The following is a 23,934-nucleotide window of genomic DNA, read 5'->3' as shown; positions in this document are numbered from 1 at the left end:
TTTTTACCGGTTATTTTTTATTCTTCATCGCCGCCATCAAAATATCACCCATGCTGCCACGGCCATTACCTTGACCCCCTTTCTGGGAGCGGTTGCCCTGCTGCTTGTTGTAGCGCTGGGCTTGGCGGTTTTCGCGCTGGTCACCCTTTTTGATGCCGCCACTACCCTGTTCACCAGGCTCGTCAGATAAGCGCATGGAAAGGCCGATACGTTTGCGGGCAACATCCACTTCCATCACTTTAACTTTGACAATATCACCGGCTTTTACGACTTCGTGGGGATCTTTAACAAACTTCTCTGAAAGAGCAGAGATATGTACCAGGCCATCCTGATGAACACCGATATCCACAAAGGCACCGAAGTTGGTGACGTTGGTGACGGTCCCCTCGAGCACCATTGCCGGGCGCAGATCTTTTATTTCCTCTACGCCCTCTTCAAATTTGGCCGTGCGGAATTCCGGGCGTGGGTCGCGGCCAGGTTTTTCCAGTTCGGCGATAATATCGGTAACGGTAGGTACACCAAATTTCTCGTCGGTATAGTCTGCCGGGTTCAGTCGGCGCAGGAAGCCGGAGTCGCCGATAAGGCTGTTAATTTCACGGCTATTTTTCTCGGCAATGCGTTTAACCACGATATAGGACTCGGGGTGCACACCGGATTTATCCAGCGGATTTTCACCGTTATTAATACGCAGGAAGCCGGCGGCCTGTTCAAATGCCTTGGGGCCCAAACGCGGAACTTCCATCAGTTGCTTACGATTTTTGAATGCGCCGTTCTGGTCGCGGTAGCTGACAATATTGTTGGCAATAGATGCGGTTAGGCCGGAAACCCGAGCCAGCAGCGGTGCAGAGGCGGAGTTCAGCTCAGCGCCGACACCGTTTACACAGTCTTCAACCACGGCGTCCAATGAGCGAGCCAATTGAGTCTGGGAAACGTCGTGCTGATACTGGCCAACACCAATGGATTTGGGCTCGATTTTCACCAATTCTGCCAGCGGGTCCTGCAAACGGCGGGCGATGGAGATAGCTCCACGGATAGTCACATCAAGATCCGGGAATTCCCGCGCAGCAAATTCAGAGGCGGAGTAAACGGAAGCACCGGCTTCGTTAACCACTACTTTTTGAGCCGTCAGCTTGTATTGTTTAATGGTTTCCCCGACAAATTTGTCGGTCTCACGGCTGGCGGTGCCGTTGCCAATGGCGATCAGGCCCACATTGTATTTATTACACAGGGCGGCAATAACCGCTGCAGACTCCTGGTGACGATTCTGTGGCGGGTTGGGGAATATGGCGGTGTGATCGAGTATCTTGCCGGTGGTATCGACCACGGCGACTTTGACCCCGGTGCGCAGGCCTGGGTCGAGGCCGATGGTGGCTTTTTGCCCAGCCGGAGCTGCCAGCAGCAGATCTTTCAGGTTTCGGGAGAATACCTTGATGGCCTCCTCCTCTGCTTTCTCGCGAAGCTCACCCATCAGGTCAGTTTCCAGTGCGGTCAGCAGCTTGATTCGCCAGGTCCAGCGCACCACTTCGCCGAGCCATTTGTCTGCAGGACGACCTTCATCGGTGATATCCACATGGCGGGCAATCATGGCTTCGCAGGGGTGGCTGGCGGTTGGGGAGGCCCCTTCTTCTTCGGCGAGGCCCACACTGATAGCGAGTACGCCTTCGTTGCGGCCGCGGAAAATAGCCAGGGCACGGTGCGAGGGAACCTTGGACCAGTCTTCGGCGTATTCAAAATAGTCGCGGAACTTGGCCCCTTCCTCTTCTTTTCCTTCGAGCAGTTTGGATTTCACCTGTCCATCGCGCTTGAGGAATTCACGTAGCTTGCCCAGCAGCTCGGCGTCTTCGGCAAAGCGTTCCATCAGGATAAATTTGGCTCCATCCAGAGCGGCTTTGATGTCTTTGACGTGAAGGGAGGCGTCTTCGTTGTCGGTATTGAGGTATTGCTCTGCTTCGGCTGCAGGGTCGAGGGAGGGGTTGTTGGTCAGTGCGTCGGCCAGCGGTTCCAGTCCAGCCTCGATGGCGATTTGTCCTTTGGTGCGGCGCTTGGGTTTGTAGGGGAGGTAGAGGTCTTCGAGGCGATTCTTGGTGTCGGCACTGTTGATTTGTTGTGACAACTCCGGGGTCAGCTTGCCCTGCTCATCGATGCTTTTCAGGATGGCAGCGCGGCGCTCTTCCAGTTCGCGCAGATAGCGCAGTCGGTCTTCCAAGGTGCGCAGCTGGGTGTCGTCCAGGGCCCCTGTCACTTCTTTCCGGTAGCGCGCAATAAATGGGACTGTGGCCCCTTCATCGAGCAGGGATACTGCGGCGGTAACCTGTTGTGGTCTGACATTGAGTTCTTCGGCGATGCGAACGTTGATATCCAGCATTTGATGTTTACATCCGTTTTCCGGGAAATTTCGTACCTTTAGGGGCGACGTTGGACCAGTAAGTAGCCTTTCAGTTTCCGTGGTTTGTAGCGGGTAAACGAGAGGGCCATTACAGGGGTAATTTCGGGTCGGCATTATGCGTTACCCGAGCGCAGCGAGGAAGGTTTGCGGCAGGACACAAACTTGTGCGGCAGTTTGCATCCAAATTGCGCCTTATCTGCGTCGAACTTCAGTAGAATGCGTGCTAACTAAAATTTGACCAATTTAGGTCAGGGAACGGGGTAGAGGGTACCTGTGAAAGTCTCGAGTAAAAACAAGCTGTTATTCATTGTATTGTTAATCGGGGTGGCTGTTATTGCTGCGGTGGTTGTATTGAAGCCAAAGCCGGAGGAAAAACCACCGGAGGCAGTGATACCGCCAATGGCTGATGTCCTCTATATAGAGCCCAGTCGTCAAACACTGTTGGTTCCCAGCCAGGGAACTGTACATGCCCGCCATGAAATCGAGGTGATTGCCCGAGTTGGTGGTGTGATTGAAAGTGTCGATGAAGCCTTTGTTGCCGGTGGTTTCTTCAAAAAAGGCGCCAATTTGCTGCAGCTTGAGCAAGCTGATTACCAGTATCAGGTTACCCGCGCAGAAGCTCAATTGGCAGATGCCAAGTCTGCCCTTGCACAGGAGCAGGGCCATGCCAAGCAGGCCAAGCGCGAGTGGCGCGACTTGGGGTCAGAGGCTGCCAACGCTTTATTCCTGCGCAAACCCCACCTAGAGGCGGCCAAGGCGGCGGTGGAGGCTGCACGGGCCGATCGCGATCAAGCCAAGCTGGATTTAGCACGTACCACATTGAAAGCGCCCTTTGCCGGTCGTGTTGTGGAGACCTATGTAGATTTGGGCCAGTACATTACCCCCGGCACGCCGCTGGCAAAAATTCACAGCACCGGCATTGCCGAAGTTCGCCTTCCCCTGACTGATCAGCAATTAGCACTGCTCAACCTGCCCCTGGGTAAATCCATCGAGAATGGCCCCGCCGTGCGCTTGCAGGCCGTGGTAGCCGGTCGTGAACATAAGTGGCGCGCACAGCTGGTGCGCACCGAGGCCAGTATTGACCCCAATAGCCGCTTTATCTTTGCTGTTGCCCAGGTTCAAAACCCCTACGAGGGAGAGGTTCCGCTGATGAATGGCCTGTTTGTAGAGGCCGACATCGCCGGTAAAACTTTTGATGATGTTGTGGAATTACCGCGCCAAGCACTGCACGAAGGGGATCACTTGCTGGTGCTGAATGAAGAGAGCCAGCTGAGTTACAAGACTGTAGAGTTACTGCAAACCGTGGGAGACAAAATCTGGCTGCGCGGCGATATCGCTGTAGGCGATCGGGTTATTGTTTCGAGTCTGGGCTACTCCCGTGAAGGTATGGTGCTTACCGCCAATCCTCTCAATGAGCGGCCTGCGGGTCTGGGTAGCCTCTCAGAGGATTCTGCTGAGCCCGCCAAGTTGTCAGCTGCGGGTGATGCCGGAGGCGTTAGTAATGCTTCCCAGGGAGGCAAGTAATGAACGGAATCATCCCTTGGTTTGCGCGCAATAGTAAGGCGGCAAACCTGCTGATGATCATGATTATCATCGGCGGATTCTTTGGTATATCCGGTATCGACCGGGAAGTATTCCCAACGGTGCAGCTGGGTATTGTCGATGTGGATATTTCCTATCCTGGTGCCGGTCCTGCTGAAGTAGAGCAGCAGGTAACTGTACGTGTTGAGGAAGCAATCTCCGAAGTAAAAGGTATTAAGGAAGTGAATTCCGCTTCCCGGCGGGGCCATGCTTCTATTGAAGTTCAGGCGATGGATGGTTACGACGAACTGCGCCTGCTCAACGATATTAAGGTGCAGGTGGACAGTATCAGCACCTTTCCGGATGGAATTGAACGTCCTGTTATTCGCTTGATCGAAGCTAATGCCGAATTAATGATGATTGCTATCGGCGGTCCGGTTTCAGAGCGTCAGCTTAAGGAGACAACTCTAGATCTGCGCGACAAGCTCAACTTGATTCCGGGTGTGCGCCGCGTTGATGTTTGGGGTGATCGGCCGGACGAGTTATCTATTGAAGTTTCCGAGCTGGATTTGCGTCGTTATAACCTGAGCTTTAATCAGGTTGCCGATGCGGTGCGCCGCTCCTCTCTGGATCTGCCTGCCGGCATGGTGCGCTCGGATCGCGGTGATATCCAGGTTCAAACCCGAGGCCAAGCCTATACCGCTGAAGACTTTGAGCGCATTCCCGTGGTTAGCCGTGCTGATGGCTCTGTATTGTTACTGCGTGATGTAGCGACAGTGCGGGATGGCTTTGAGGAATACAACAACGTTATTCGCTTTAATGGCAATCCTGCCATGAACCTCCGCATTATTCAGGGCGAGCCCCTGGATGTGGTGAAAACGGCAGAGCGAATCAAAGATTTCCTGGAAGAGACTCGCGAGCAATTGCCTCCGGGTATGGAACTGGATGTCTGGTTCGACTTCTCCAAGGCATTTGAAGGTCGCATGAATCTGCTGACTACCAATGCCCTGAGCGGTTTTGCCATGGTGTTTGTCATGCTGATGCTGTTCCTGCGCCCGGCACTGGCCATGTGGGTAACCGTAGGTATTGTTGTCGCTTTCCTTGGTGCTTTTTGGCTGTTGCCGGTGACCGGCGTCAGTCTGAATATGCTGTCGCTGTTCGCTTTCCTGTTGATACTCGGGATTGTGGTGGATGACGCCATTATTGTGGGAGAGGCCGTGCATGCTGCCCACGATAGAGGTGAATCTGGCTTAGCTGCGGCCGAGCAAGGGGTGAAGCAGGTAGCTTCGCCGGTAATTTTTGCCGTGACTTCCACCATGGTGTTCTTTATTCCCATGCTGTTCCTGCCCGGTGTCACCGCACAGATGATGCTGGCCCTGCCGGTGGTGGTATTGCTGTGTCTGGTGTTTTCGCTGGTAGAGTCCCTGTTAATCCTGCCGGCTCACTTGGTAGGCATGAAGCCTGAGAAGCCAGCCAAGTCGACACTGGGAATTAAGTTACAGAAAGTGCGTGGGCGTTTTGCCGGCGCTATGAAAACTGCTGGCGACAAGTATTACTTGCCGCTGCTGAAGAAGTCCCTCAGCAATAGCCGAACCACAGTAATGAGCTTTATGTTGGCGCTTGGTTTGTCGATCGCTGTTTTTCAGAGCGGTTATGTGGGCTCTTCATTCTCCCCCCAGGTCCCCTCTGATTTATTGCAATTGCGAATTTCAATGGCCTCTGGTGAGCCTTTCAGTGAAGCTGAACGGGTAATGGAGCAGGTACTTAGCGCCGCTGATAAGTTGGAATCTGATGAGGGAATGCTGGAGCAGAACAAGGGTGAGCCTTTCTTGGAGAACTCCTTGGTTTTCAATTGGCGAGGCAACATCTATGTAACCCTGCAGCTCATCGATGGAGAGATGCGTGATGTTACTTCTGAATCTTTGGCGCTGCGCTGGCGCGAATTGATTGGCGAACTACCAGCTAGTGTCGAAGATATGAATATTGATGCCACTATTAACAATAGCGGCAATGGTATGAGTCTAAACCTGAGCACTGCCTCGGGGGATATGGAGGAACTGCGTGCTGCGGCTGACCTAGTTAAGGAAAAGCTGGATAGTTATGTCGGTGTTTATGATGTGCGCGATAACCTGACCAGCGCCCGTCGGGATATTGAAATCCAGCTGAAGCCTTACGCTACCACGATGGGCATTAACCTGTCAGATGTGGCCAGGCAGGTTCGCCAGGGCTTCTATGGTGAGGAGGTTCAACGTATCCCACGTGGTCGTGAGGATGTTCGTGTAATGGTTCGCTACCCCATGGAGGAGCGCGCCAGTGAAGAGCAGATGGACCGTATTCGTATCCGTACCAACGATGGGGAGGTACCCTTCTCAGCGGTAGCTGATGCGGTTTATGTGCCAGGCTACACCACGATTCGCCGCAACGACCGCGAACGCACAGTTCGGGTAACCGCTGAAATAACACCGAATACTTCCAGCACGCAGGATATCCTTAAGGATATGCGCGAGACCCTGGTACCTGAACTGGAGCGTCAGTTCCCCGGCTTCTCTCTCAGAACCGCAGGAGAAATGCAGGAAGAAGAGGAATTTAATGGGGCTATCCTGGCCTTCTTTGTGCTGTCTTTGTTCGCTATTTACGCATTGCTGGCGATTGCCTTCCGCTCCTACTCTCAGCCGCTATTGATCCTCACTGCTGTACCTTTTGGATTCTTCGGTGCTTTAGTTGGCCACCTGTTGATGGGGCACAACATCAGCATTATGTCGATGCTCGGTTTCCTCGCAGCGGCGGGCGTGGTTGTGAACGACAATCTGGTATTGATGGATCGTATTAATCAGCTGCGCGCTCAAGGTATGGCGGTGATGGATGCGGTAGTACACGCGGGCCGGGATCGTTTCCGCCCGATTATCCTGACCTCGATTACTACCTTTATTGGTCTGGTACCGATTATGTTCGAGCGTTCAATCCAGGCCCAGTTCCTGATCCCGATGGTGATCAGCCTGGCATTCGGTGTACTGTTTGCAACGGCAGTGACTTTGATCTTGGTTCCCAACCTGTACAAAGTTATTGAGAAGTTACGCCCGAAGCACAAAGTTGCAGTAGAAGACGATACCCCGGTCTCATTGGAGACTGTGTAGCGCGGGTATCCGGGCGCAATGGTGGGTCGCCTTCACCATTGCGCCTTTGGGGTATAAATGCCTAAACTAACTGCCAGCAAAATGCCGACATTCCTGTCGGCTTTTTTATGGTGTTTGAATAGGATTCCCCCATGCGCATCCCGCGTATTTTTTCCAAGCAGCCTCTGGCTTCCGATCAAGAAGTAGACCTGGATGAGCTGGCTTCCCGTCACCTGGTAAAAGTACTTCGCTTGAATGCGGGCCACCCTTTAGTTCTTTTTGATGGCAATGGCGGTGAGTACACGGCGGAGTTGATCGAGACCGGCAAACGGGCGCGCGCGCGCACGGGAGAGTACTGTGCAGAGGATCGCCAGTCACCGTTGGCACTGACCCTGGCGATCGGTATTTCCCGTGGCGATCGCTTCGATTGGGTGATACAGAAAGCCACTGAGCTGGGAGTGGCGGCGATACAGCCGCTGTTTACCGAACGTTGTGAAGTGAAGCTGTCCGGGGACCGCTTACAGAAAAAACTGGGTCACTGGCGCCAGATTGCTATCAGTGCCTGTGAGCAGTGTGAGCGCAACCGGGTGCCGGAGATTGCCGAACCGATAAAGCTGGCGCAGTATTTACAGAGTGAATCTGCTGAAGCTGAGCCCCAAGCCAAGTTGGTACTGCATCACCGCACCGAGCTGGATTTGCGCCAATGGCAGGCGGAGCGCGGTACACCGGAGTCCGCCCTGCTACTGGTAGGTCCAGAAGGCGGGCTATCGCAGGTTGAAATCGATGCGGCACTGGCGCAGGATTTTATGCCTCTGCGCTTGGGACCAAGGGTGATGCGCACTGAGACAGCGCCGATAGCGGCATTGTCGGTATTGCAATTTCAATGGGGTGATTTGTAAGTCACTGAAGGATTGGACTCGAGAGTATTCAGGGAGAGAAGAGCATGATAAAAGCATTTATCTGGTTGTTGGGCATTGTCATCGTTGTGTTATCACTGGCGATTATTGCCAAGCCGAAGCTGGCACAAAGCCTCAGCGAACGGCTTAACGAAACCGGCTATGCCCTCTCCGCCTGGGCGCGAATTATTATTGGCCTGATCCTTTTACTAATTGCAGACACTCGCCACTGGTATATTTTGTTCAATGCCCTCGGTGTACTGGTGCTATTGAGTGGTGCCTATATGCTGCAAATTGGTTTTGAGCGGGGCAAAGAATTAGCGGTTAAAATTTCCCGTGGCAATGAAAATTTCCTGCGTATTAGCGGCGTCATCGGTGTCATTCTCGGCCTGATGCTGCTCTCTGCGCGTTAACGATGTAGGTTCCCATGTCTTCTACCGATTTAATTATTTTTGACTGTGATGGTGTGCTGGTAGACAGCGAGAGCATCGTCTGTCGCATATTGGCAGAAGAAATGAATCGCCTGGGCTTGCAGACCACCGCCGAGGAGCTGGACGAGCAATTCAGCGGTCGCCCGGCCAGGGACTGCTTGGTGGAAATCGAGAAGCGCTTTGGCGGACCACTACCGGATAATTATTTTGGCAATACGGAGCGGCGTATCCGCGAGGCATTCCAGCAGGAATTGCAGCCGGTTGTGGGTATCGAAGGCCTGCTCGATCAACTTCAACAGCTGGGTCTGCGCAGCTGCGTGGCCTCCTCGGGCTCTCACCAGAAAATGCAGCTGACACTGAATAAGACCGGTTTGTACGATTATTTCGACGGGCGGATTTTCAGTGCCGACGATGTATCCCGGGGCAAGCCCTGGCCAGAGCTATTCCTGCACGCGGCAGATGCCATGGGGGTGGCACCGGAGCGCTGTCTGGTGGTGGAGGACTCCATTGCCGGTGTCTCTGCGGCGGTCTCTGCAGGTATGCGCGTGGTTGGCTACAGCGCTCACCCAGTGCGGGGCCCCCAGCTGGAACAGCAGGGTGCCCGGGTAGTCACAGATATGATGGCAGTTCTCAACTTTATTTAATGGCCACAGTGGCCGAGACTTCCGGTTGATCAGCGCTTTCGCTGTTCTACACTGAATTTGACGTCGAGAAACCGGAAGCTGTACCTATGGCGGGTAAATTCTTGTCTGCCAGTTGCCTATTCTTATTGGCCTTTACTCTGGTGGGCTGTGACCAGTCCGAACCCCCAAAGAAATATACGCTCGAACCTGTCGATGGAATACAGTCAGGTGACAGTGAGAAGACTGCCCGAGCAGCGGCGCCCTTTGCCGATGAGCTGGTGAGGTTTTTACGGGGAAATAACCGGTCCATCGGGGACACATTCCGCCTGCGCCTGGAGTTCGATCCCGGCGGTTTTGCCCCCCGCATAGAAACCATTGCCGATCTGGAAGCCTTGCTGGTGATCATGCGCGATTTTTCAGAGATGCGAATCTCCATTGAGGGGCATACAGACAGTGGCGGCGATGCGAAGAAGAATCTCAGCCTGTCCCAGCGCAGAGCGGATTGGGTAAAGCATTTCCTGATAGAGCGAGGCGTCTCCGCTGACCGTATGGAAGCCCAGGGCTACGGCGATACTGATCCGATTGCGGATAATGAGACAGAGAAAGGCAAGCGGGAGAACCGCCGCCTGATGATCCGGGTACTAAATTTTGATCGTGTTCCCAGCAAACTGCCGAGGCGCTAACCCCGAACAGCTTGCAGGTGAAGAGCTAGCTTAGAGTAGTGTCTCAGCTAGAGGCATTACCCAGTTCCTCACTGGAATTTACCGGCTCTTTTGGGGCTTGATTGGAAAATATTTTCTTCATTAATTTTCCAGTTTGACGCAATCCAATAATACTCTGCGCTGTGAGCATACCGGAGATCATTGCACCGGCTACGCCGCAGCTCATCACATCCTGCCCTGTAAGGTAGAGCCCTTTGACCCGGCTTTTGGGTCTCAGCCAGGATTGCTCAAAGCGGTTGGGATCGTGATCCAGTCCGTAGATCTCTCCCCGTGGGTAGAAGCAGAAATAATCCGTGGATAACGGGGTTGAAAGCTCGTAGTAATCGATTTCCCCACGTAACTGCGGCATGTGCTTATACAAATGCTCCAGCAGGCGCTGGCTAAATGCCTCCTTCAGATCCTCGTAATCATCTCCTCGCTTGCCCCAAGGCTTGTCGTGCCACTGGGCAAACCAATCGTAGTTGGCCGGTGCCACAATTTCGATAGTTGCGCGGCCCGGGTAGCGTTGGGTAAAGGTGGGGTCTTTCGCAGACGGGAACGAAATATAGACTAGCGGTATTTCCTTACCCTGATCGTCGATAAAGGCCTGCATATCCTCTTCGTACTGATCGCTGGAATAGATCCAGTAATTGGTCTTGGGCAGGTTTAATTCTTCCGCAGTTTTATCCAAGCCAATATACAGACACAGGTGAGACATGGAGCGGTTGACGGTGTCCAGGTCGCGGATATATCCCATGCGCTCACTGGTACTGCGCGGTAACAGCTTCTCGAAGGTATTAAATACCCCTGCGCCGGAGACAACTAATGGTGCTTCGATTTCATGTCCGTCGGACATTCTTACACCGCGAACCTGATCCCCATTCATCAGGATGGTTTCCACCTTGGCATAGGTAAATACATCTCCACCACTGGCCTGGATTTGGGGAATTATCGTTTCGGAGATTTTGCTGGCGCCGCCGACAGGATAGTAACCCCCATAGAGATAATGTTTGGCGATCAGGGCGTGAATAATAAAGCTGCCCTCGGATGGGGTCATGCCATTATCACCCCACTGACCTGTCAGCACAGAGATCAGCTTTTCATTGCTGGTGATTCCACTGAGAACTTCGCGGGTGGTTTTATTGAGCCAGGCGGGTTCGCGCAGTTTTCTCCACAGGCGAATAAAAGGCCCACACCAGGAGGGCAGCATTTTTTCCATTGCCAGTCGCTGCATGGCTTTGGCAACCACATTCAGGCGCTGCAGGTACTCCTCGATATTCGCGCGCTCATCGGGGAAGTGGCTGACTAATTCATCGATAAATTGCTGGCGGCCGGCTTTCAGGTCGTATTGTTTATCGCCAATACAGATGCGGTCATAGGTGCTGTCCATTGGCGCCCAGTGCAACTGGTTATTGGAAATAAAGTCGAAGATCTTGCGGGTCATGGTGGGGTGTTCGCCCACGTCGCCGATATAGTGGACGCCGACATCCCACTCATAACCATTGCGGTCATAGGCGTGGGTGTATCCCCCGGCAGTGTAGTGTTGCTCAAGGACAAGGGCTTTCTTGCCCATGGCACTGAGCATCGCAGCACAAGTCAGACCGCCAATGCCTGAGCCAATGATAATGGCGTCGTAATTGCCTTCTAGGCGACTCGGGCGATAGCGCCGACCAATGCGCAGCCGGCTTGGTTTTGGGGCACTGCGCTTCTTCTCAGGGGTCTCTGTCATGATGGCCTCGCCACTATTGTTTTTATTCCTCAACCATAGCGCCCCCTATCGAGCTATGCAATAAGTTGCATATTAATATTCTGTATATCTATTGTGCGCTTTTATATGTAATGTATACAATTTGTATATAAAGCATATCAAGGTAATAGTTATGGGCATCGTCAAGATATCCGATGAGCTACACGATGAGATTCGCAAGGCCAGTACGGTGATGGCCCGTTCAATTAATTCCCAGGCGGAGTACTGGATCAAGATTGGGATGCTGGCGGAGCTGAACCCGGAATTAAGCTACAGCGACTTGTGTAAGAAGTTGCTGCGCAATCAGGCATTAACCCTGGAAGAGCTGACACGTGAGTGAAATAAAAATAAAGACTCCTGATGAGCAGGAGTTAATGCGCCAATCGGGTCAATTGTTGAGCCGTGTATTTGCCATGCTGGACTCCTTTATTGAACCGGGGGTCTCGACAATGCAAATTAATGAGCGGGTAGAAGAATTTATTGTCAATGAACTCAATGCCCGCCCCGCCAGCAAGGGGCAATATGATTATCCCTACGCCCTGAACACCTCAGTCAATGAGGTAGTCTGTCACGGCATGCCAAGTGATAAGCAGCTACTGCGGGAGGGAGATATCATCAATGTGGATATTACCCTGGAGAAATCTGGCTATATCGCGGATTCCAGCAAAATGTATAGCATCGGTACCGTGACCCCTATTGCCAGAAAACTGGTAACCACCTGCTATGAAGCTATGTGGGCCGGTATTGCCACGGTAAAGCCGGGAGTTACTTTTGGTGATATCGGCAATGCAATCCAGCGCCATACCGAGCGCAACGGCTTCAGTGTCGTACGGGAATATTGTGGCCACGGTATTGGCCGGGAAATGCATGAAGCACCTCAGGTTCTTCACTTTGGGCGGCCTGGTTCCGGTGAAGTTTTACAGGAGGGAATGACATTTACCATTGAGCCCATGATCAATCAGGGAAATCGTAAAACCAAACTCAAGAAAGATGGCTGGACTGTAGTAACTAAGGATAAAAAGCTATCGGCCCAATGGGAGCATACGATTTTGGTAACTGGTGACGGTTATGAAGTGCTAACGCTTAGGGATGAAGAGAGATCTTCTAAGATCAAATAGATATCAATAATAACTGCTGCGTAAATAAAGAAGGGGTTGTGAGATAACAAATATCCGCACTCCCTAATTTTTTAGAAGGGTGAGTTATTTTAGGTAGTCAGGTTCAGCTATTGGCATTGCCCTCCACGACATTTTGGCGTGTTTGGGCACTCGAGATGATATTGATGTGATGGTAAATTCTGAGCTCCTATTTCCTCGCAATATTATTTTTTGATGTGATAAAAAATCAGCATTGCTGGATTTTCTCCCCTCCCCTGACGCATTAATTTATCATCAAGTAACCCCTGTCCTCATAAGCAAAAATACGATGCCACTGATGAAGAATGGCCTTGATGCCAAGTTGTGGCTTTCTTGACATAACCACAGGAAACCAATATATACTGTATTTTTATACAGTATATTAAGTGGTTGATTATGCGCCCCAGGGTTATAGTTTTTGATCGTGAGCCGATTCGTATCTGCCGCTATCGCTCCAGTTACGATAATCGCCCTATGTACGCGATTAGTATTTTGAACTATGAAAAGTACGTACGTCGGTTTTCTGTTGCTGTGGGAGTGGATTTACGCAAGGAATTGGAGTTAACCTTGTGCCAGATGAGAGGGATCGAGAGTAATTTAAGGTGGCTGTCCGAACATACTGAAAAAACCAGTTCAGCGGGATAAGTGGGAGGCTCTGGGTGTGTAGTGTCTTTGATGTCAGTGATCATGCGGGTATGGAGCGCTTTCTCGATACCTATGGTATCCGGGGTGCCGGACATATGATTTACGGTAGGCGCCGGAGGCCCACCCAGCAGGTGTCTATCGTAACTACTCGGAAGGGTTCTGCTGAAATAGAAAACGCTATTTGGCATCTCTACCTTGAGAGGCATGGTGATACTTGGCGGCCCCATAAAAAATACTGGTCCATCAACAGCAATTGGAAAAAATTGGATTCCAGACAGGAATATCGCAAGTCCCGCTGTTTAATTCCGGCTACCGCCTGGGTGGAAAGCCAAGGTGGCAAGCACCCGGTGGAATTCAGTTATGGTGAACCTTTTTTCTTTTGTGGTTTGTATAAAATCTGGGGAAATTTACTCAGTTGCTCAATCATTACTTTGGACTCCCATCCAGCCACTAAGCGCTATCATGAAAAGTCACTTCCCATGATTGCGCCCAATCGCCCAGATTTTGTAGAGTCCTGGTTAAATTGTTCGGGGGTGACAGAAGATTTTAGCCCTTTCTTAAAACCATCCATTGAGTACTCGGGGAAAATACTGACGGCCCACCCTTTGCTGCGGGCAACTTCGACTGAGTATATCGGTGATCCTATCCCCGTAATTGGATAATTATTTACTTTTTGATACAGAGCAATCTAAATTATATTTCCTGCGCGGCGTATCAATTAGCTTCTGCCTTGAACTTATACTTCTTTCGTGAGGCGCAAAATGTGCGCTGGTTTCATCCAGAATATCTACAAAGCGATTAAGCCGATGTATTTGTTTTTGGCTTAAAGTATCTTGTGTAAGAAGCGCATTGATTTCTATGCTAGCCAGTTCCTTTGTAGCTATATCCTCCGGCAGGCCACTGCGAGTACATAATCCATAAGTCCCCTCAATAAAGTGTTGCCACTCCTCTTCGATATGTTGAGAGATTCCGGATGAAAATTTTAAGTTGCTAGATTCGTATCCTAGGTTTCGCAATTGGGCTATTTTATCCTTGTATCGATCACCAAAGCACTGGTAAATAGAGTTAAAGTCTTGCTTAGCCTCTATGATACCAATCCAGCTGGCGTAGCCTTTTGCAAAGTACTCAACTGCCTGTTTTTCGGAGTGGGGCCCAAAAAAGGATTCACAGTCCCATTGAATATTGAGCTTATAAGAGGGCTTTGGCATAACACCCTCATCCTGGTAGCGCTGCAATTGTAGTTCGCTGATTTGAGTAGCCTGAATAAGCTGTTCTTTGGTTAGGAAGTGTTTATCCAGATAGTTAACTAATTCCACTGAATGTGCTCCAAGGTAGAAATCGAATGAAATTCTAGCACCTGGAGCACTTAATACTTCGATGTGAGCCGAAGCATCTTTTCCCTTTTAACAGGTCTTGGAGAATTTATTCCTGCAGGAAGAGAATATCCGTTCTAATAATATATTTGATTCCTCGGGTGATTGGAGTAGAGCTGTGAATTCTGTGTAAGGGATGCATTCCATGGGGGAAGCACAGTACGGCCCCGGCAGGTATGCGGACATCGATGTCTAATAAAGAATCCCGACTGGGTTGTTTTAGGGGATCATCTGCATTCACCCTGAATCGGGTTGCACCACCTTCAAAATCTTCACTCAGTAGTACTAAAAACGTCATTTCACTATAGCGATCGGGGTAGCCATTGGTGATCAACTGGTTGTTGTCAATGCGGCTACCGGGCCAGGCGCCATCGGTGTGGAACTGGAAGAAATCTCCCTCACCATAGCGATAAAAGCGGCAACGCCGATTGATGCCAACAGCCTCTCTTCCACCAAAGTAACCATTTAAGTCCTGCGCCAGGTCTCGGCATCGCTGCCAGATCAGTCGCTCTGTAACTTCGTCTACCACCCAGGTCAGGTTATCGTTATGGCGGACCTCCCGGGGCAGGGAGACGGCTGCATCCGGTAAATAGCCCACCGCTTCAGTGATATCAATGAGTCGTTGGCATTCCTCTTTTGAAAAGACATTGAGCAATTGGAAGGCTCCGGGTACCTCGGCGATATCTCGTCGTGAAACCGGCTGCGGCGCCTGCTCGGCCAGCGCCGCCGGGTTTTTGCTGCGAGTAGCCCAGGTGGGTAGGGCCGGGTGTTCTGCTCCGGGTTCGCGGGCGATAACAAAGAAGTCATCCAAGTGGGTGACAGTATCAATACTTTCAGTCGTGGACATCTGCTGTACTTCTATTGGAAAATTTTTTCAAAGGCTTAGCGGTTTAAAACGGTAGTTTGTGCAAACTGCCGGTGCCCTTCAGCTCCACCGTGGAAGCCAAAGCCACTTTGCTTGGCGCCCACCCAAGGTGACCCGCCGGCGCCCTGGTTGATGCCAATCATTCCCGCTTGCAGCTGGCTGGCGACTTGCTCGGCCTGTTTGCTTTCACCAAACACAACCGCACCGAGACCGTAAACAGAGTTATTGGCCCGCTCGACCACATCGTCCACTGAGCTAAAGCGGTCGATGGCTACGATAGGCCCAAAAGTCTCATCATCTTCCACCAGCATGCCCGGTCGAATACCGCTGATAACTGTGGGCGGAACAAACGGCACCTGTGGATCGCGTTCCCCTAAAAGAAGCTTTGCGCCTTTATCCAGGGCATCGTGGATATGCTCCACTACCTTTTGGTGTTGGCGGTGATTAACCAAGGGGCCGATATCCACCTGTGGCTCCTGCCACCCGCCGACACGATATTGCTTCGCCAATGCCACCACGGCATTTTCGAATTTATCGGCAATTCTCTCGTCCACATAAATACGCTCTGTGGAGGTACACATCTGGCCTGAATTTTCAAAACTGGAGCCGACGGCAAATTGTGCAGCCTGGGGAATATTGGCGCTCTGCAACACGATCATTGGGTCATTGCCACCCAACTCCATAACCAGGCGTTTCAATGCCGGAGCGGCATTGGCCATAATTTTTTGGCCCGTTGTTCGCGATCCGGTAAAGGCGACCATATTGATGGGGGATTTCACCAGGGCTTCACCGGTTGCGCCATCGCCGTGAGCAATTTGTAAAATGTCCTGAGGCAGGGTTTGATTGAGTATTTTCACCAATAAGTCAGCGACCAACGGCGATTCTTCTGAAGGTTTTAAAATCACAGTGTTGCCTGCTACCAGGGCGGGAACAATCAGGTTATTGGCCATGGCCAGTGGATAGTTCCAGGGGGAGATAACCGCAACAACGCCCAGTGGCCGATATTGAATTTCGCTACCGCCACTGCGTTTTGCCCGCAGGGCCTCTCCGGCATCCCCCGCTAACCAGGCACCGCCTTGGACTACGCCGCCGGCTTCATACTGTGCTCGCCGGGCATCTTTGCCCATTTCACGGCTGATAAGTTGTGCCAGCTCTCCCTCTTCCGCATTCAGTTTTGTGTAAGCCTGCTGAAGTAGTTGTACCCGCTCCTGAAGAGATTTACTCGACCACAATCGCTGCGCTTTGTGGGCTTTCTCCACCATGTCCTGAATATCTTGGGGCTTGCTGACAGGTAGCGATCCGATGGCCTCTCCGGTTAGTGGATCAATCGATCGAAGTATATTTTCCATAATGAGGTCTCACTCAACCCGGCCACTTTATTGAGTGGCCGGGTGTTTTTTTAAAAGCGTTGGTGTTATTGGTCAAACAGGACAATAGTGCGAATTTCCAGGCTGGTTCTGCGTGGTGCCCCTGCACTTCCCGGCAGGTCGAAAGCGCAGTGGGGAACACCGGTTACATCGCCTCGGTGCTGGCTATCGAAGACCCGCAGTAAAATGCCTTCGCCGGGCTGCATATCGCTAAACCAAATCCAGCGGTGAACCGGGTTGAAACTCAACACCGAAATCTGCCCTTTTCGCTCTGGGTAAATTAATCGCATATTGTGGAAATCACTGGCGGCGACAGTGCGCAGGTCCACCATTGCCAACGGTGACTCCTGCACCGGGCGCAATAGGGGCAGCCAGAGATTAATAAACTGGTAGCGCGGATAATCTGATGGCTTGTACCCCCGGGCCTCCAGGGTTTCCTTTAGCTGGCGCTCTGCGGACCAGGGTGTGTAGTCGTTGTGCACCAATTTCACCGGGGATCGGCGACTGCGGCTCAGCTCCGGTGTCGCATCAGTCGATGGTTGGGCTCGCAACGTGTGGTCAAAGGTCAGTACCTTTGCTGCACCCAGGTGAGCGCCTATCCAGGATTCAATAGCTGGATACCATTGGGTGCGAATCAACTGGTCGCGCTCCTCAGGGCTGGGGCTACTCCCTGAGGGTTGGTCCAGCGCGTGTAGCGCATCATCCAGCTGGCGCAGGTTTATGCCGAGCATAGGGCGTACCAGCTCAAATCCCTGGGTATCGAGACGAAAACGCTCCCCGGCGGTTTTCAGGGCGCGACCATCGTAGATGTGAACCTGCTGGGAAATAACATTCTCGACCAGATTGGCCGGCCCTGGGCCCTCTGAACGCTTGTCGTACACCAGATCGCTACTGGGATCAGCGTAGTGAATAATTGCTGTAACTAATTGATCCTGAAAGGAGGATCGGGCTGCGGTTTGCATAGTGAACTCTCCCCCCACCGAAGTGGATGCCATACGGGCCAATCTACTCACAATGCTAGGGTTACATGGATACAATGAAAACCAAGTAACAGTTGTGAGTGATACAGGTTTGAGCAGAAATCATCGGGCGAACCCATTGGAGAGGCTGGAGTTACGTCAACTTCGCTTAATGAACGCTATCTTGCGGGAACTGAACTTATCCCGGGTGGCTGACCAGCTGGACGTGAGCCAGCAAACAGTCAGTGAACAATTGAAACGCCTGCGGGAAATCTTTGATGACCGGTTGTTTATCCGTACCAGCAACGGTGTTATTCCCACGCCCCTGGCCGAGCGCCTGGCTCCTAAATTGGATGAGATCCTGAACAATGTCGCGGCGCTGCTGCGTACGGATGAATTTGACCCGGCACAGCATCGGGGCATCTTTACCATCAGTGCAACGGACTTTGAGCAGCGGGTGGTACTGCCAGTTCTCCTCAAGCAACTGCGTCAGCAGGCCCCGGATATAAAAGTCGTGGTGCTTAAGTTGGAGATTGATCGCATGGCCCAGCAACTGCAAACCGGTGAAGTGGATCTGGTGTTTAGCACGCCGGGATTTGTGCCGGATAACAGTCCCAGCATGTTGTTGTATCGAGAGCACTACGTCTGCGTATGTTGTCAGCACACCGATATGCTGCACAGCGCCAATCAGCCTTTGGAAATGGAAGAGTTGGCGGCATTGCCACAGCTGGTGGTATCACCTTCCAGGGGAGATCTGCGGGGCATGGCGGATAGTTGGTTTGAGCTGTTTGGTTTGGAGCGCAATGTGGTGCTTTCTGTCCCCTCTTTTGCCGCCGCAGCTGAGTGCATTGCCTCTACCAATACCGTTGCCTTTTTGCCCTCGCGACTGTTGCCTGATCCCCGACTAAAAACACTGCCTATTGTCGAACAGCCCCCGGGGTTTGATGTGATTGCCGCCTGGCATACCCGCAGCAGTCAGGACCCTTTGCACAAGTGGATTCGCGCCCTGTTAGCACAACAATTTCCCAGCAGTTAGTAAGGGAGGTAGCGCTGCTAAACTTGAGCATTCCAAGTGTTCAGGTAGTGGTCGCCATGCGTGTAGCATTTTTTCTGCTGATATTTTTGAACTCTTCTGTCTACGCTCATTCCGATTTTACCGAGCAAATGGGCATCCCCCACTTATTTGCCAGGGACGCACTGGTTGAGGAAATTAAAAAAGTGGATTGCACCCTCTCTGAGGGGCGCAAGACCCAATGCTGGATGATTGTGGTAAAGGCAGAACCCAAACATAAAATAGGGCCCTGGTGCCCACGCAATGTTGTCGATCCAATTACGTCTGGCGGCATGATGTTTATCAAGCAACAGATAGTGCCGATTGATGGACCTTTCGTTAAAAATGCTGCGACCTTTTTCTCTGATCCAAAATGGAGCCTATACGATCCCAAAACCGGGGCGATAAAGGTTACCGATTCGAAGCAGGCTTGCGAGATGGCCGCGCGGCCTGATGTGGCACCGCAATACAACAATTACTGCGTGGAGTGCCTGGCCAGCTATATGGGCCCGGATTTTCATACCCGCTACTTAATCCCTGTACAGCCTGCCAAGGCCAAGTCAAAGCAGAATCCCGATGGTTTTTCCGGTTATGGGGTCGCTTTTAATGGGGTTAAATTTGATATCGCCGCGCCCATCGGCGCAATTTTAGGTGCACACACCCTAGCGCCAGTAGATGCCTGTGGTGGTCATGTAAACCCCCATGTGGGCTATCACTACCACGCTGCCCTGGGTTGCAGCCAAGCCTACCCGTCTGCCGCAAGCCATGCTGCGATTGTCGGTGTCGCCATAGATGGCTACCTGATCTATGCGCGGGAGAATGCCGATGGCCGCGAGCCCGATGACCTGGACGAATGCCGTGGCCATGAGTTTGCAGACTTGGGCTACCACTACCACGCCAACCTCGCTGCAGAAAACGATATCCTGCATTGCCTAAAAGGGGAGAGAGGTTGTGCCCTGAGCGGCAATCAAAGCCAGTGCGATTTCTCCCACCGGGGACCTCCCGGACCACCCAGGCGTTAACTCAGGCCCGATTGTTGCTTCAAATAGTGAAAGACGAAGAGAGCCTCAGCACTCTTTTTGGTATTGATATCAGTAAATGGCGTCGAATAACTGTCCTAAAAGCCCAGGACTTGATCTGACCGTCAGGTTTCCTTAATGGCCCTGGGACATAATGCCTCTAACTATTTCAGGTAATCCGGAATACCAACAATGAGCAATGGTACAAATTTCTATCTGATCCGAATGGTGGAATCCCTCGGTGTGCTGGTGCGCACTCGCCTGTGGATGCAGATAGTGGTCGCCATGATTCTGGGGCTAACTGTCGGCCTGCTGCTATCTCCTGAGGGGGCCGCGCTGGTGAGCCAGGATCTCAGTGCGGCATTGGCCAGCTGGTTTAAGCTGCCGGGCTCCATCTTTCTGAATATGATCCAGATGGTGGTGATACCGCTGATTATGTCCTCAATCATCCTGGGGCTCAGTGGCAGCGGGAATGTCAGTCAGCTTAAACGGGTCGGGCTGCGCATCGCCCCCTACTTTGTAGGCACTACCACTGTTGCGGTGATTATTGGGATTATCCTGGTCCAGTTGATCCAACCCGGCGACTATATCGACGAGTCCCTGCTCAGCGCCGCCACCGAGTTGCAGGTTGCGAGCGCGCCCCAGGTTATGGAGTCCAAACCGCTTCCCGAGCGTATTGCTGAATTGATTCCCGCCAACCTCAACGAAAGTATCGCCATGCGCAATATGTTGCAGCTGGTGGTCTATGCGATTTTTATTGGTGTTGCAGTGATGCTGTTGCCGCAAAAGCAGCGGGAAACCGCGGTATACGCTTTTGGCATTATTCAGGAGGTGGCACTTAAGGTAGTTGGCTGGGCCATGCTGTTTGCGCCCCTGGCCGTATTTGGCCTCCTGGCAGATATTGCTATTCGCGTCGGTCTCACTGCAATTCTCGGGATGTCCGTGTACGTGGGCACCGTGATTCTGGGGCTACTTATTCTTCTCAGCTTTTACCTGATAATTGTTTCCCTGGTGACCTCCGTCGGTCCGATCACATTTTTGCAGAGAATTAGCGGAGTGCAGCTGCTGGCATTCTCCACATCCAGCTCTGCTGCGGTAATGCCGTTGTCAATGAAAGTTGCAGAAAGTCCCCTGGGAGTAAAACCATCCATCGCCAAATTTATTGTGCCCCTGGGCGCTACTGTGAATATGGATGGCACAGCGCTGTATCAGGTGATTGCTGCGGTATTTTTAACCCAGGTATATGGCATTGACTTAACCACTGCACAGTTGGTGGGTCTCACCGTGACCACTGTGGGAGCATCTATTGGGTCACCGAGTACTCCCGGAGTGGGTATTGTTATCCTTGCTACTATTCTGGCCGGTATTGGTGTCCCGCCGGAAGGTATTGCGCTGATTCTGGGGGTGGATCGGATTCTCGATATGTGCCGTACAGCAGTCAATGTGACCGGGGATCTGACAGCCTGTCTGGTAATGGACCGCTTGTTAGGCAGCGACAACCTAGAGGAGGAAGCCGCCCAAACGGCCTGACTGTTAAAGTGATGGCTTAAATGAGGGTTCCCGGTTTCTATTGCGGCATAACTAGAGTTTCCAGAGTACGAGGGTCTTTTTGACCCTCGTAGTATTTCTCCAGGATTGTATCAAATAAAGTTCTGCCCTCTTCTGCCAATGCGGATAAGGCCATAGAAGATTTCATCTTAAAATCTTAATTACTTCTAGTTTATCTAAAGGAAGCTTGAAATAGAAAAAAGTGGCATATGTAAAGTATGGTTGATCTTTATGATATGAAAAAACAAATATAAATTATTTAATATCGTTCCAGTCTTTATATTTTTATAATTTTTCTGATTGAAAAATATGTAGAAATACTAAAAGTAATTTTTAGAGATAAAATTCCAAGTCTGTTCATACAGTAATTGATGTCCCTTGGGGTTTGCATGGAGGCCATCCTCTGAGAGAAGGGTAATAAATTCCTGGTCTCGCCATAAATTGTCAAATTCCAGTATGGGGATCATTTCGGCAGTGGCAGATTCTCTCATAGCTTGGTTATAAAGGTCCGCATCAGCCTGATAGAAATAGCTATCACTATTCCGAAAGGGAGTAGTTCGTTGCTCATCGAACGGAATGCCTGTCATTAGGAAGGACGGCGCGATGGTTTTAGACGTTTGTAACAGCTGTCGCACTGTTTGACGGAAAGAGTCCAGCGCTACAGAATTCTCAGCCTTTGGTCCCCCGATGCGGCAAATATCATTGAAACCAGGATATATCCCGATTAAGTGTGGCCTTCTTGGAGGCAGTTCTCGGGAAAGTCTTATGGCTAAAGAGTTCGCGTTCTCTCCGAATATTCCCAGAGCATAAACTATATTATGGGGATCTAAAGTTTCGAACCGGAACCGAAATCTTTGAACAAATCCGCCTAGTTCTGTATCACCTTTTCCATAGATAGAACTGGAACCAATAAAGACAATTTTTTTGGGGATTCTTCGTGCCATAGAAAGTCACTAAATTGACTGAACTTTGGATTTTATTTGCCGTTACCATTATAGACATCGACCAAGTTCAGGTTGTATTGATTAGTATCAAATCGTGATTTCGAAAAGTTGAGAGTCCAAGGCTGGAGTAGGAATAGCCTTGTTAAAAAACAATTAGAAATCGAATGGAGAGAGTTCTAAGGTGGGCTGTAGATTTATAGTTTCTTTGGGGGAAAGAGGTGCTGATCGGTTCGGCATAAATGGTGGGGAAAATTTAATACGGGTAGAGTGGTAGATTCTGTGAGTATGGATACTACAGCTTGTACGCCAATATAGTGGTTCAGATAATGATTGCCATCCAGCCTTTCGATCATAAAAAAAGCCCCATCCTTGCGGGCAACTAATGTTGGACAGGAACTTTCAGTATCTCGAAAGTACGAAGGTCCTTCTGTCCTTCATAGTATTTTTCCAGCACCTCTTCAAATAGCTTGTCTTTGGGATCGGCGATAGAAAATAGCGTCATGGATGACTTAAGTTTTACATCATCCGGTGAGCCGAATATCTGGTAAGCGGAGTAATTATTCAGTTGCAATAACTCCTTGCAGCACTCTTTGAGCCTGGGGCCGAGCACAGGGTGCTCCAGGTAAGCCCGGGCTTCATCCAGGTTTTTAATTGCAAAATGTTCGGATGTCGCGCTGTGCCCCAGGCCGGAGATCTGGGGGAATATATACCACATCCAGTGGGAGCGCTTATGGCCGCTATGTAACTCACTCAGGGCACTTTCATAAGAGCTTTCTTGCGCCGTCACAAAACGCTCAAGGTGAAATGGTTGGGCCATGCTTTGATTCCCTTTATTCTTATTCCTTTGCAGGCCCAAGGTTAGCAGCAATAAGGATGAATGCGAGAGGATGAACTGCCTGACGGCTGAACTTCCACCAATTAATTGATATTCATCATGATCTCAGCAAGGGCGGGCTCCTTGGCTCCCACTGGAGAATCTCCCAATAGGTTCTTCATATCGGCATAGGAAAGTTGAATTAGCCGATGTATGTCATTGGAAGTGTCAGCAGTAAAAGGAAAACTACCGCTGACAAAGACGGAAATTGAATTTGTTCGCTGAGTATTAAAAATACGAATTTCCCGCCTGAAAAAATCATTGCCGCGACAGGATGCCGCTCTTCCTGATGGAATACTATTGCCTGCGGGAACGCTTAGCAGTACATCTTTGGATCTTTCTTCAAAAGGGCCACGTCTATAGATCAACATTTCTCGTAGTCCTTTAGACACTGGATGGTTAAATTCCAGACCGCTAATTGCGTCGATAACCTGCAAGCTTTCAACATCGTAGTAGCTGTGAGCTTGTCGATCGAAGGGGCCCTTTAACCCATAGAGAAGCTCCCGCAAACGTCGGGAGACTTGCGACTTGACGGGCTGCTTTTCAATCTCTCCAATAAGTTCAGGATCGGTCGGCAAATAGGAATTACCAAATTCCTTTAATAGGGCCTTGGATTCACGACTTGCTTCCTAATTTTGGAACAGCTTATCGAGTAAGGCTCGAATTGAAACTGATTGGTTGTTATCATCAATTTGTAGTTCCAGCTCATTGTTTCCTATTTTCACCCGTAGGGAA

The 23,934-nt window shown here is 51.1% G+C and carries 23 protein-coding genes; 13 read left to right on the top strand and 10 right to left on the bottom strand.

Going from position 1 to position 23,934, the window contains the following annotated elements:
• Window positions 1–10: 10 nt before the first annotated feature.
• Window positions 11–2,365: a Tex family protein gene (locus ACJJIE_RS16230; RefSeq protein ID WP_444894776.1), complete on the bottom strand. Its 2,355-nt coding sequence runs from the start codon at window positions 2,363–2,365 to the stop codon at window positions 11–13.
• A gap of 294 nt (window positions 2,366–2,659) precedes the next feature.
• Here ACJJIE_RS16230 and ACJJIE_RS16225 point away from each other — a divergent pair, with 294 nt between their 5' ends.
• The 6 genes from ACJJIE_RS16225 (at window position 2,660) to ACJJIE_RS16200 (ending at window position 9,653) form a co-directional block, all read left to right on the top strand.
• Window positions 2,660–3,910: an efflux RND transporter periplasmic adaptor subunit gene (locus ACJJIE_RS16225; RefSeq protein ID WP_282930689.1), complete on the top strand. Its 1,251-nt coding sequence runs from the start codon at window positions 2,660–2,662 to the stop codon at window positions 3,908–3,910.
• The gene (locus ACJJIE_RS16220) at window positions 3,910–7,041 is read left to right on the top strand and encodes an efflux RND transporter permease subunit (RefSeq protein WP_282930690.1); all 3,132 of its coding nucleotides are present in this window, start codon (window positions 3,910–3,912) and stop codon (window positions 7,039–7,041) included. The genes ACJJIE_RS16225 and ACJJIE_RS16220 overlap by 1 nt, the downstream gene beginning before the upstream one ends.
• A 131-nt stretch (window positions 7,042–7,172) precedes the next feature.
• Complete coding sequence (locus tag ACJJIE_RS16215) at window positions 7,173–7,919, top strand: 16S rRNA (uracil(1498)-N(3))-methyltransferase (protein WP_282930691.1); 747 nt, start codon at window positions 7,173–7,175, stop codon at window positions 7,917–7,919.
• 44 nt (window positions 7,920–7,963) lie between these two features.
• On the top strand, window positions 7,964–8,329 hold the full coding sequence (locus ACJJIE_RS16210; protein ID WP_282930692.1) for a hypothetical protein: 366 nt from the start codon (window positions 7,964–7,966) through the stop codon (window positions 8,327–8,329).
• Window positions 8,330–8,343: 14 nt separating this feature from the next.
• Window positions 8,344–8,991 (top strand): HAD family hydrolase, encoded by a 648-nt coding sequence (locus ACJJIE_RS16205; RefSeq protein WP_282930693.1) that lies wholly within the window; start codon window positions 8,344–8,346, stop codon window positions 8,989–8,991.
• An 86-nt stretch (window positions 8,992–9,077) separates the two neighbouring features.
• Window positions 9,078–9,653, top strand: a complete 576-nt coding sequence (locus ACJJIE_RS16200) for an OmpA family protein (RefSeq protein ID WP_444892343.1) — start codon at window positions 9,078–9,080, stop codon at window positions 9,651–9,653.
• 43 nt (window positions 9,654–9,696) lie between these two features.
• Here the strand turns inward: ACJJIE_RS16200 and ACJJIE_RS16195 are convergent, their stop codons facing one another.
• Window positions 9,697–11,400: a phytoene desaturase family protein gene (locus tag ACJJIE_RS16195; protein ID WP_444892342.1), complete on the bottom strand. Its 1,704-nt coding sequence runs from the start codon at window positions 11,398–11,400 to the stop codon at window positions 9,697–9,699.
• 151 nt (window positions 11,401–11,551) lie between these two features.
• Between ACJJIE_RS16195 and ACJJIE_RS16190 the strand changes: the two genes are divergently transcribed.
• From ACJJIE_RS16190 to ACJJIE_RS16175, 4 genes are all read left to right on the top strand, one after another.
• A complete protein-coding gene (locus tag ACJJIE_RS16190) occupies window positions 11,552–11,758 on the top strand; it encodes a ParD-like family protein (RefSeq protein WP_413663773.1) in 207 nt (68 codons plus the stop codon).
• A complete protein-coding gene (gene map, locus ACJJIE_RS16185; RefSeq protein ID WP_444892341.1) occupies window positions 11,751–12,536 on the top strand; it encodes a type I methionyl aminopeptidase in 786 nt (261 codons plus the stop codon). Before ACJJIE_RS16190 ends, map begins: the two co-directional genes overlap by 8 nt.
• A 414-nt stretch (window positions 12,537–12,950) precedes the next feature.
• On the top strand, window positions 12,951–13,199 hold the full coding sequence (locus tag ACJJIE_RS16180; RefSeq protein ID WP_444892340.1) for a hypothetical protein: 249 nt from the start codon (window positions 12,951–12,953) through the stop codon (window positions 13,197–13,199).
• Between the two features lie 14 nt (window positions 13,200–13,213).
• Window positions 13,214–13,861 carry an SOS response-associated peptidase family protein gene (locus ACJJIE_RS16175; protein WP_444892339.1) on the top strand — a complete coding sequence of 216 codons (648 nt, stop codon included), beginning with the start codon at window positions 13,214–13,216 and terminating at the stop codon, window positions 13,859–13,861.
• Here ACJJIE_RS16175 and ACJJIE_RS16170 read toward each other — a convergent pair whose 3' ends face one another.
• The 4 genes from ACJJIE_RS16170 to ACJJIE_RS16155 form a co-directional block, all read right to left on the bottom strand.
• On the bottom strand, window positions 13,862–14,515 hold the full coding sequence (locus ACJJIE_RS16170) for a DUF6058 family natural product biosynthesis protein (RefSeq protein WP_444892338.1): 654 nt from the start codon (window positions 14,513–14,515) through the stop codon (window positions 13,862–13,864).
• Between the two features lie 106 nt (window positions 14,516–14,621).
• Entirely contained in the window at window positions 14,622–15,419 is a 798-nt protein-coding gene (locus ACJJIE_RS16165; RefSeq protein ID WP_444892337.1) for a prolyl hydroxylase family protein, read from the bottom strand.
• 35 nt (window positions 15,420–15,454) lie between these two features.
• Entirely contained in the window at window positions 15,455–16,786 is a 1,332-nt protein-coding gene (locus ACJJIE_RS16160) for an aldehyde dehydrogenase family protein (protein ID WP_444892336.1), read from the bottom strand.
• A 65-nt stretch (window positions 16,787–16,851) separates the two neighbouring features.
• Window positions 16,852–17,766 carry a CmcJ/NvfI family oxidoreductase gene (locus ACJJIE_RS16155; RefSeq protein ID WP_444892335.1) on the bottom strand — a complete coding sequence of 305 codons (915 nt, stop codon included), beginning with the start codon at window positions 17,764–17,766 and terminating at the stop codon, window positions 16,852–16,854.
• 1 nt (window position 17,767) lies between these two features.
• Here ACJJIE_RS16155 and ACJJIE_RS16150 point away from each other — a divergent pair, with 1 nt between their 5' ends.
• The 3 genes from ACJJIE_RS16150 (at window position 17,768) to ACJJIE_RS16140 (ending at window position 21,363) form a co-directional block, all read left to right on the top strand.
• Window positions 17,768–18,799 carry a LysR family transcriptional regulator gene (locus tag ACJJIE_RS16150; RefSeq protein ID WP_444892334.1) on the top strand — a complete coding sequence of 344 codons (1,032 nt, stop codon included), beginning with the start codon at window positions 17,768–17,770 and terminating at the stop codon, window positions 18,797–18,799.
• A gap of 23 nt (window positions 18,800–18,822) precedes the next feature.
• Window positions 18,823–19,836: a YHYH protein gene (locus tag ACJJIE_RS16145; protein ID WP_444892333.1), complete on the top strand. Its 1,014-nt coding sequence runs from the start codon at window positions 18,823–18,825 to the stop codon at window positions 19,834–19,836.
• Between the two features lie 189 nt (window positions 19,837–20,025).
• On the top strand, window positions 20,026–21,363 hold the full coding sequence (locus ACJJIE_RS16140; RefSeq protein WP_282930708.1) for a dicarboxylate/amino acid:cation symporter: 1,338 nt from the start codon (window positions 20,026–20,028) through the stop codon (window positions 21,361–21,363).
• 37 nt (window positions 21,364–21,400) lie between these two features.
• On the opposite strand, the gene ACJJIE_RS16135 is transcribed toward ACJJIE_RS16140, so the two are convergent.
• From ACJJIE_RS16135 to ACJJIE_RS16120, 4 genes are all read right to left on the bottom strand, one after another.
• Complete coding sequence (locus tag ACJJIE_RS16135) at window positions 21,401–21,529, bottom strand: DUF1810 family protein (protein WP_444892332.1); 129 nt, start codon at window positions 21,527–21,529, stop codon at window positions 21,401–21,403.
• 172 nt (window positions 21,530–21,701) lie between these two features.
• A complete protein-coding gene (locus tag ACJJIE_RS16130; protein WP_444892331.1) occupies window positions 21,702–22,325 on the bottom strand; it encodes a GDSL-type esterase/lipase family protein in 624 nt (207 codons plus the stop codon).
• A gap of 379 nt (window positions 22,326–22,704) precedes the next feature.
• Window positions 22,705–23,142 carry a DUF1810 domain-containing protein gene (locus ACJJIE_RS16125; protein WP_413663762.1) on the bottom strand — a complete coding sequence of 146 codons (438 nt, stop codon included), beginning with the start codon at window positions 23,140–23,142 and terminating at the stop codon, window positions 22,705–22,707.
• Window positions 23,143–23,243: 101 nt separating this feature from the next.
• Window positions 23,244–23,777, bottom strand: coding sequence for a hypothetical protein (locus ACJJIE_RS16120; protein WP_282930711.1), 534 nt, complete (start codon window positions 23,775–23,777; stop codon window positions 23,244–23,246).
• Window positions 23,778–23,934 lie beyond the last annotated feature (157 nt).

Source organism: Microbulbifer maximicatervae (SeqCode), assembly GCF_052467325.1.
Note: the sequence above shows the minus strand (reverse complement) of the source record. Positions and strands in the feature narration are given on the sequence as shown.

Excerpts from the sequence above, each read along its gene's own strand:
- ACJJIE_RS16180 (WP_444892340.1), top strand. The coding sequence starts at position 12,951 with ATGCGCCCCAGGGTTATAGTTTTTGATCGTGAGCCGATTCGTATCTGC.
- ACJJIE_RS16200 (WP_444892343.1), top strand. The coding sequence starts at position 9,078 with ATGGCGGGTAAATTCTTGTCTGCCAGTTGCCTATTCTTATTGGCCTTT.
- ACJJIE_RS16190 (WP_413663773.1), top strand. The coding sequence starts at position 11,552 with ATGGGCATCGTCAAGATATCCGATGAGCTACACGATGAGATTCGCAAG.
- ACJJIE_RS16220 (WP_282930690.1), top strand. The coding sequence starts at position 3,910 with ATGAACGGAATCATCCCTTGGTTTGCGCGCAATAGTAAGGCGGCAAAC.
- ACJJIE_RS16155 (WP_444892335.1), bottom strand. The coding sequence starts at position 17,766 with ATGCAAACCGCAGCCCGATCCTCCTTTCAGGATCAATTAGTTACAGCA.
- ACJJIE_RS16195 (WP_444892342.1), bottom strand. The coding sequence starts at position 11,400 with ATGACAGAGACCCCTGAGAAGAAGCGCAGTGCCCCAAAACCAAGCCGG.
- ACJJIE_RS16210 (WP_282930692.1), top strand. The coding sequence starts at position 7,964 with ATGATAAAAGCATTTATCTGGTTGTTGGGCATTGTCATCGTTGTGTTA.
- ACJJIE_RS16130 (WP_444892331.1), bottom strand. The coding sequence starts at position 22,325 with ATGGCACGAAGAATCCCCAAAAAAATTGTCTTTATTGGTTCCAGTTCT.
- ACJJIE_RS16160 (WP_444892336.1), bottom strand. The coding sequence starts at position 16,786 with ATGGAAAATATACTTCGATCGATTGATCCACTAACCGGAGAGGCCATC.
- ACJJIE_RS16135 (WP_444892332.1), bottom strand. The coding sequence starts at position 21,529 with ATGAAATCTTCTATGGCCTTATCCGCATTGGCAGAAGAGGGCAGAACT.
- ACJJIE_RS16205 (WP_282930693.1), top strand. The coding sequence starts at position 8,344 with ATGTCTTCTACCGATTTAATTATTTTTGACTGTGATGGTGTGCTGGTA.
- ACJJIE_RS16140 (WP_282930708.1), top strand. The coding sequence starts at position 20,026 with ATGAGCAATGGTACAAATTTCTATCTGATCCGAATGGTGGAATCCCTC.
- ACJJIE_RS16230 (WP_444894776.1), bottom strand. The coding sequence starts at position 2,365 with ATGCTGGATATCAACGTTCGCATCGCCGAAGAACTCAATGTCAGACCA.
- ACJJIE_RS16215 (WP_282930691.1), top strand. The coding sequence starts at position 7,173 with ATGCGCATCCCGCGTATTTTTTCCAAGCAGCCTCTGGCTTCCGATCAA.
- ACJJIE_RS16165 (WP_444892337.1), bottom strand. The coding sequence starts at position 15,419 with ATGTCCACGACTGAAAGTATTGATACTGTCACCCACTTGGATGACTTC.
- ACJJIE_RS16125 (WP_413663762.1), bottom strand. The coding sequence starts at position 23,142 with ATGGCCCAACCATTTCACCTTGAGCGTTTTGTGACGGCGCAAGAAAGC.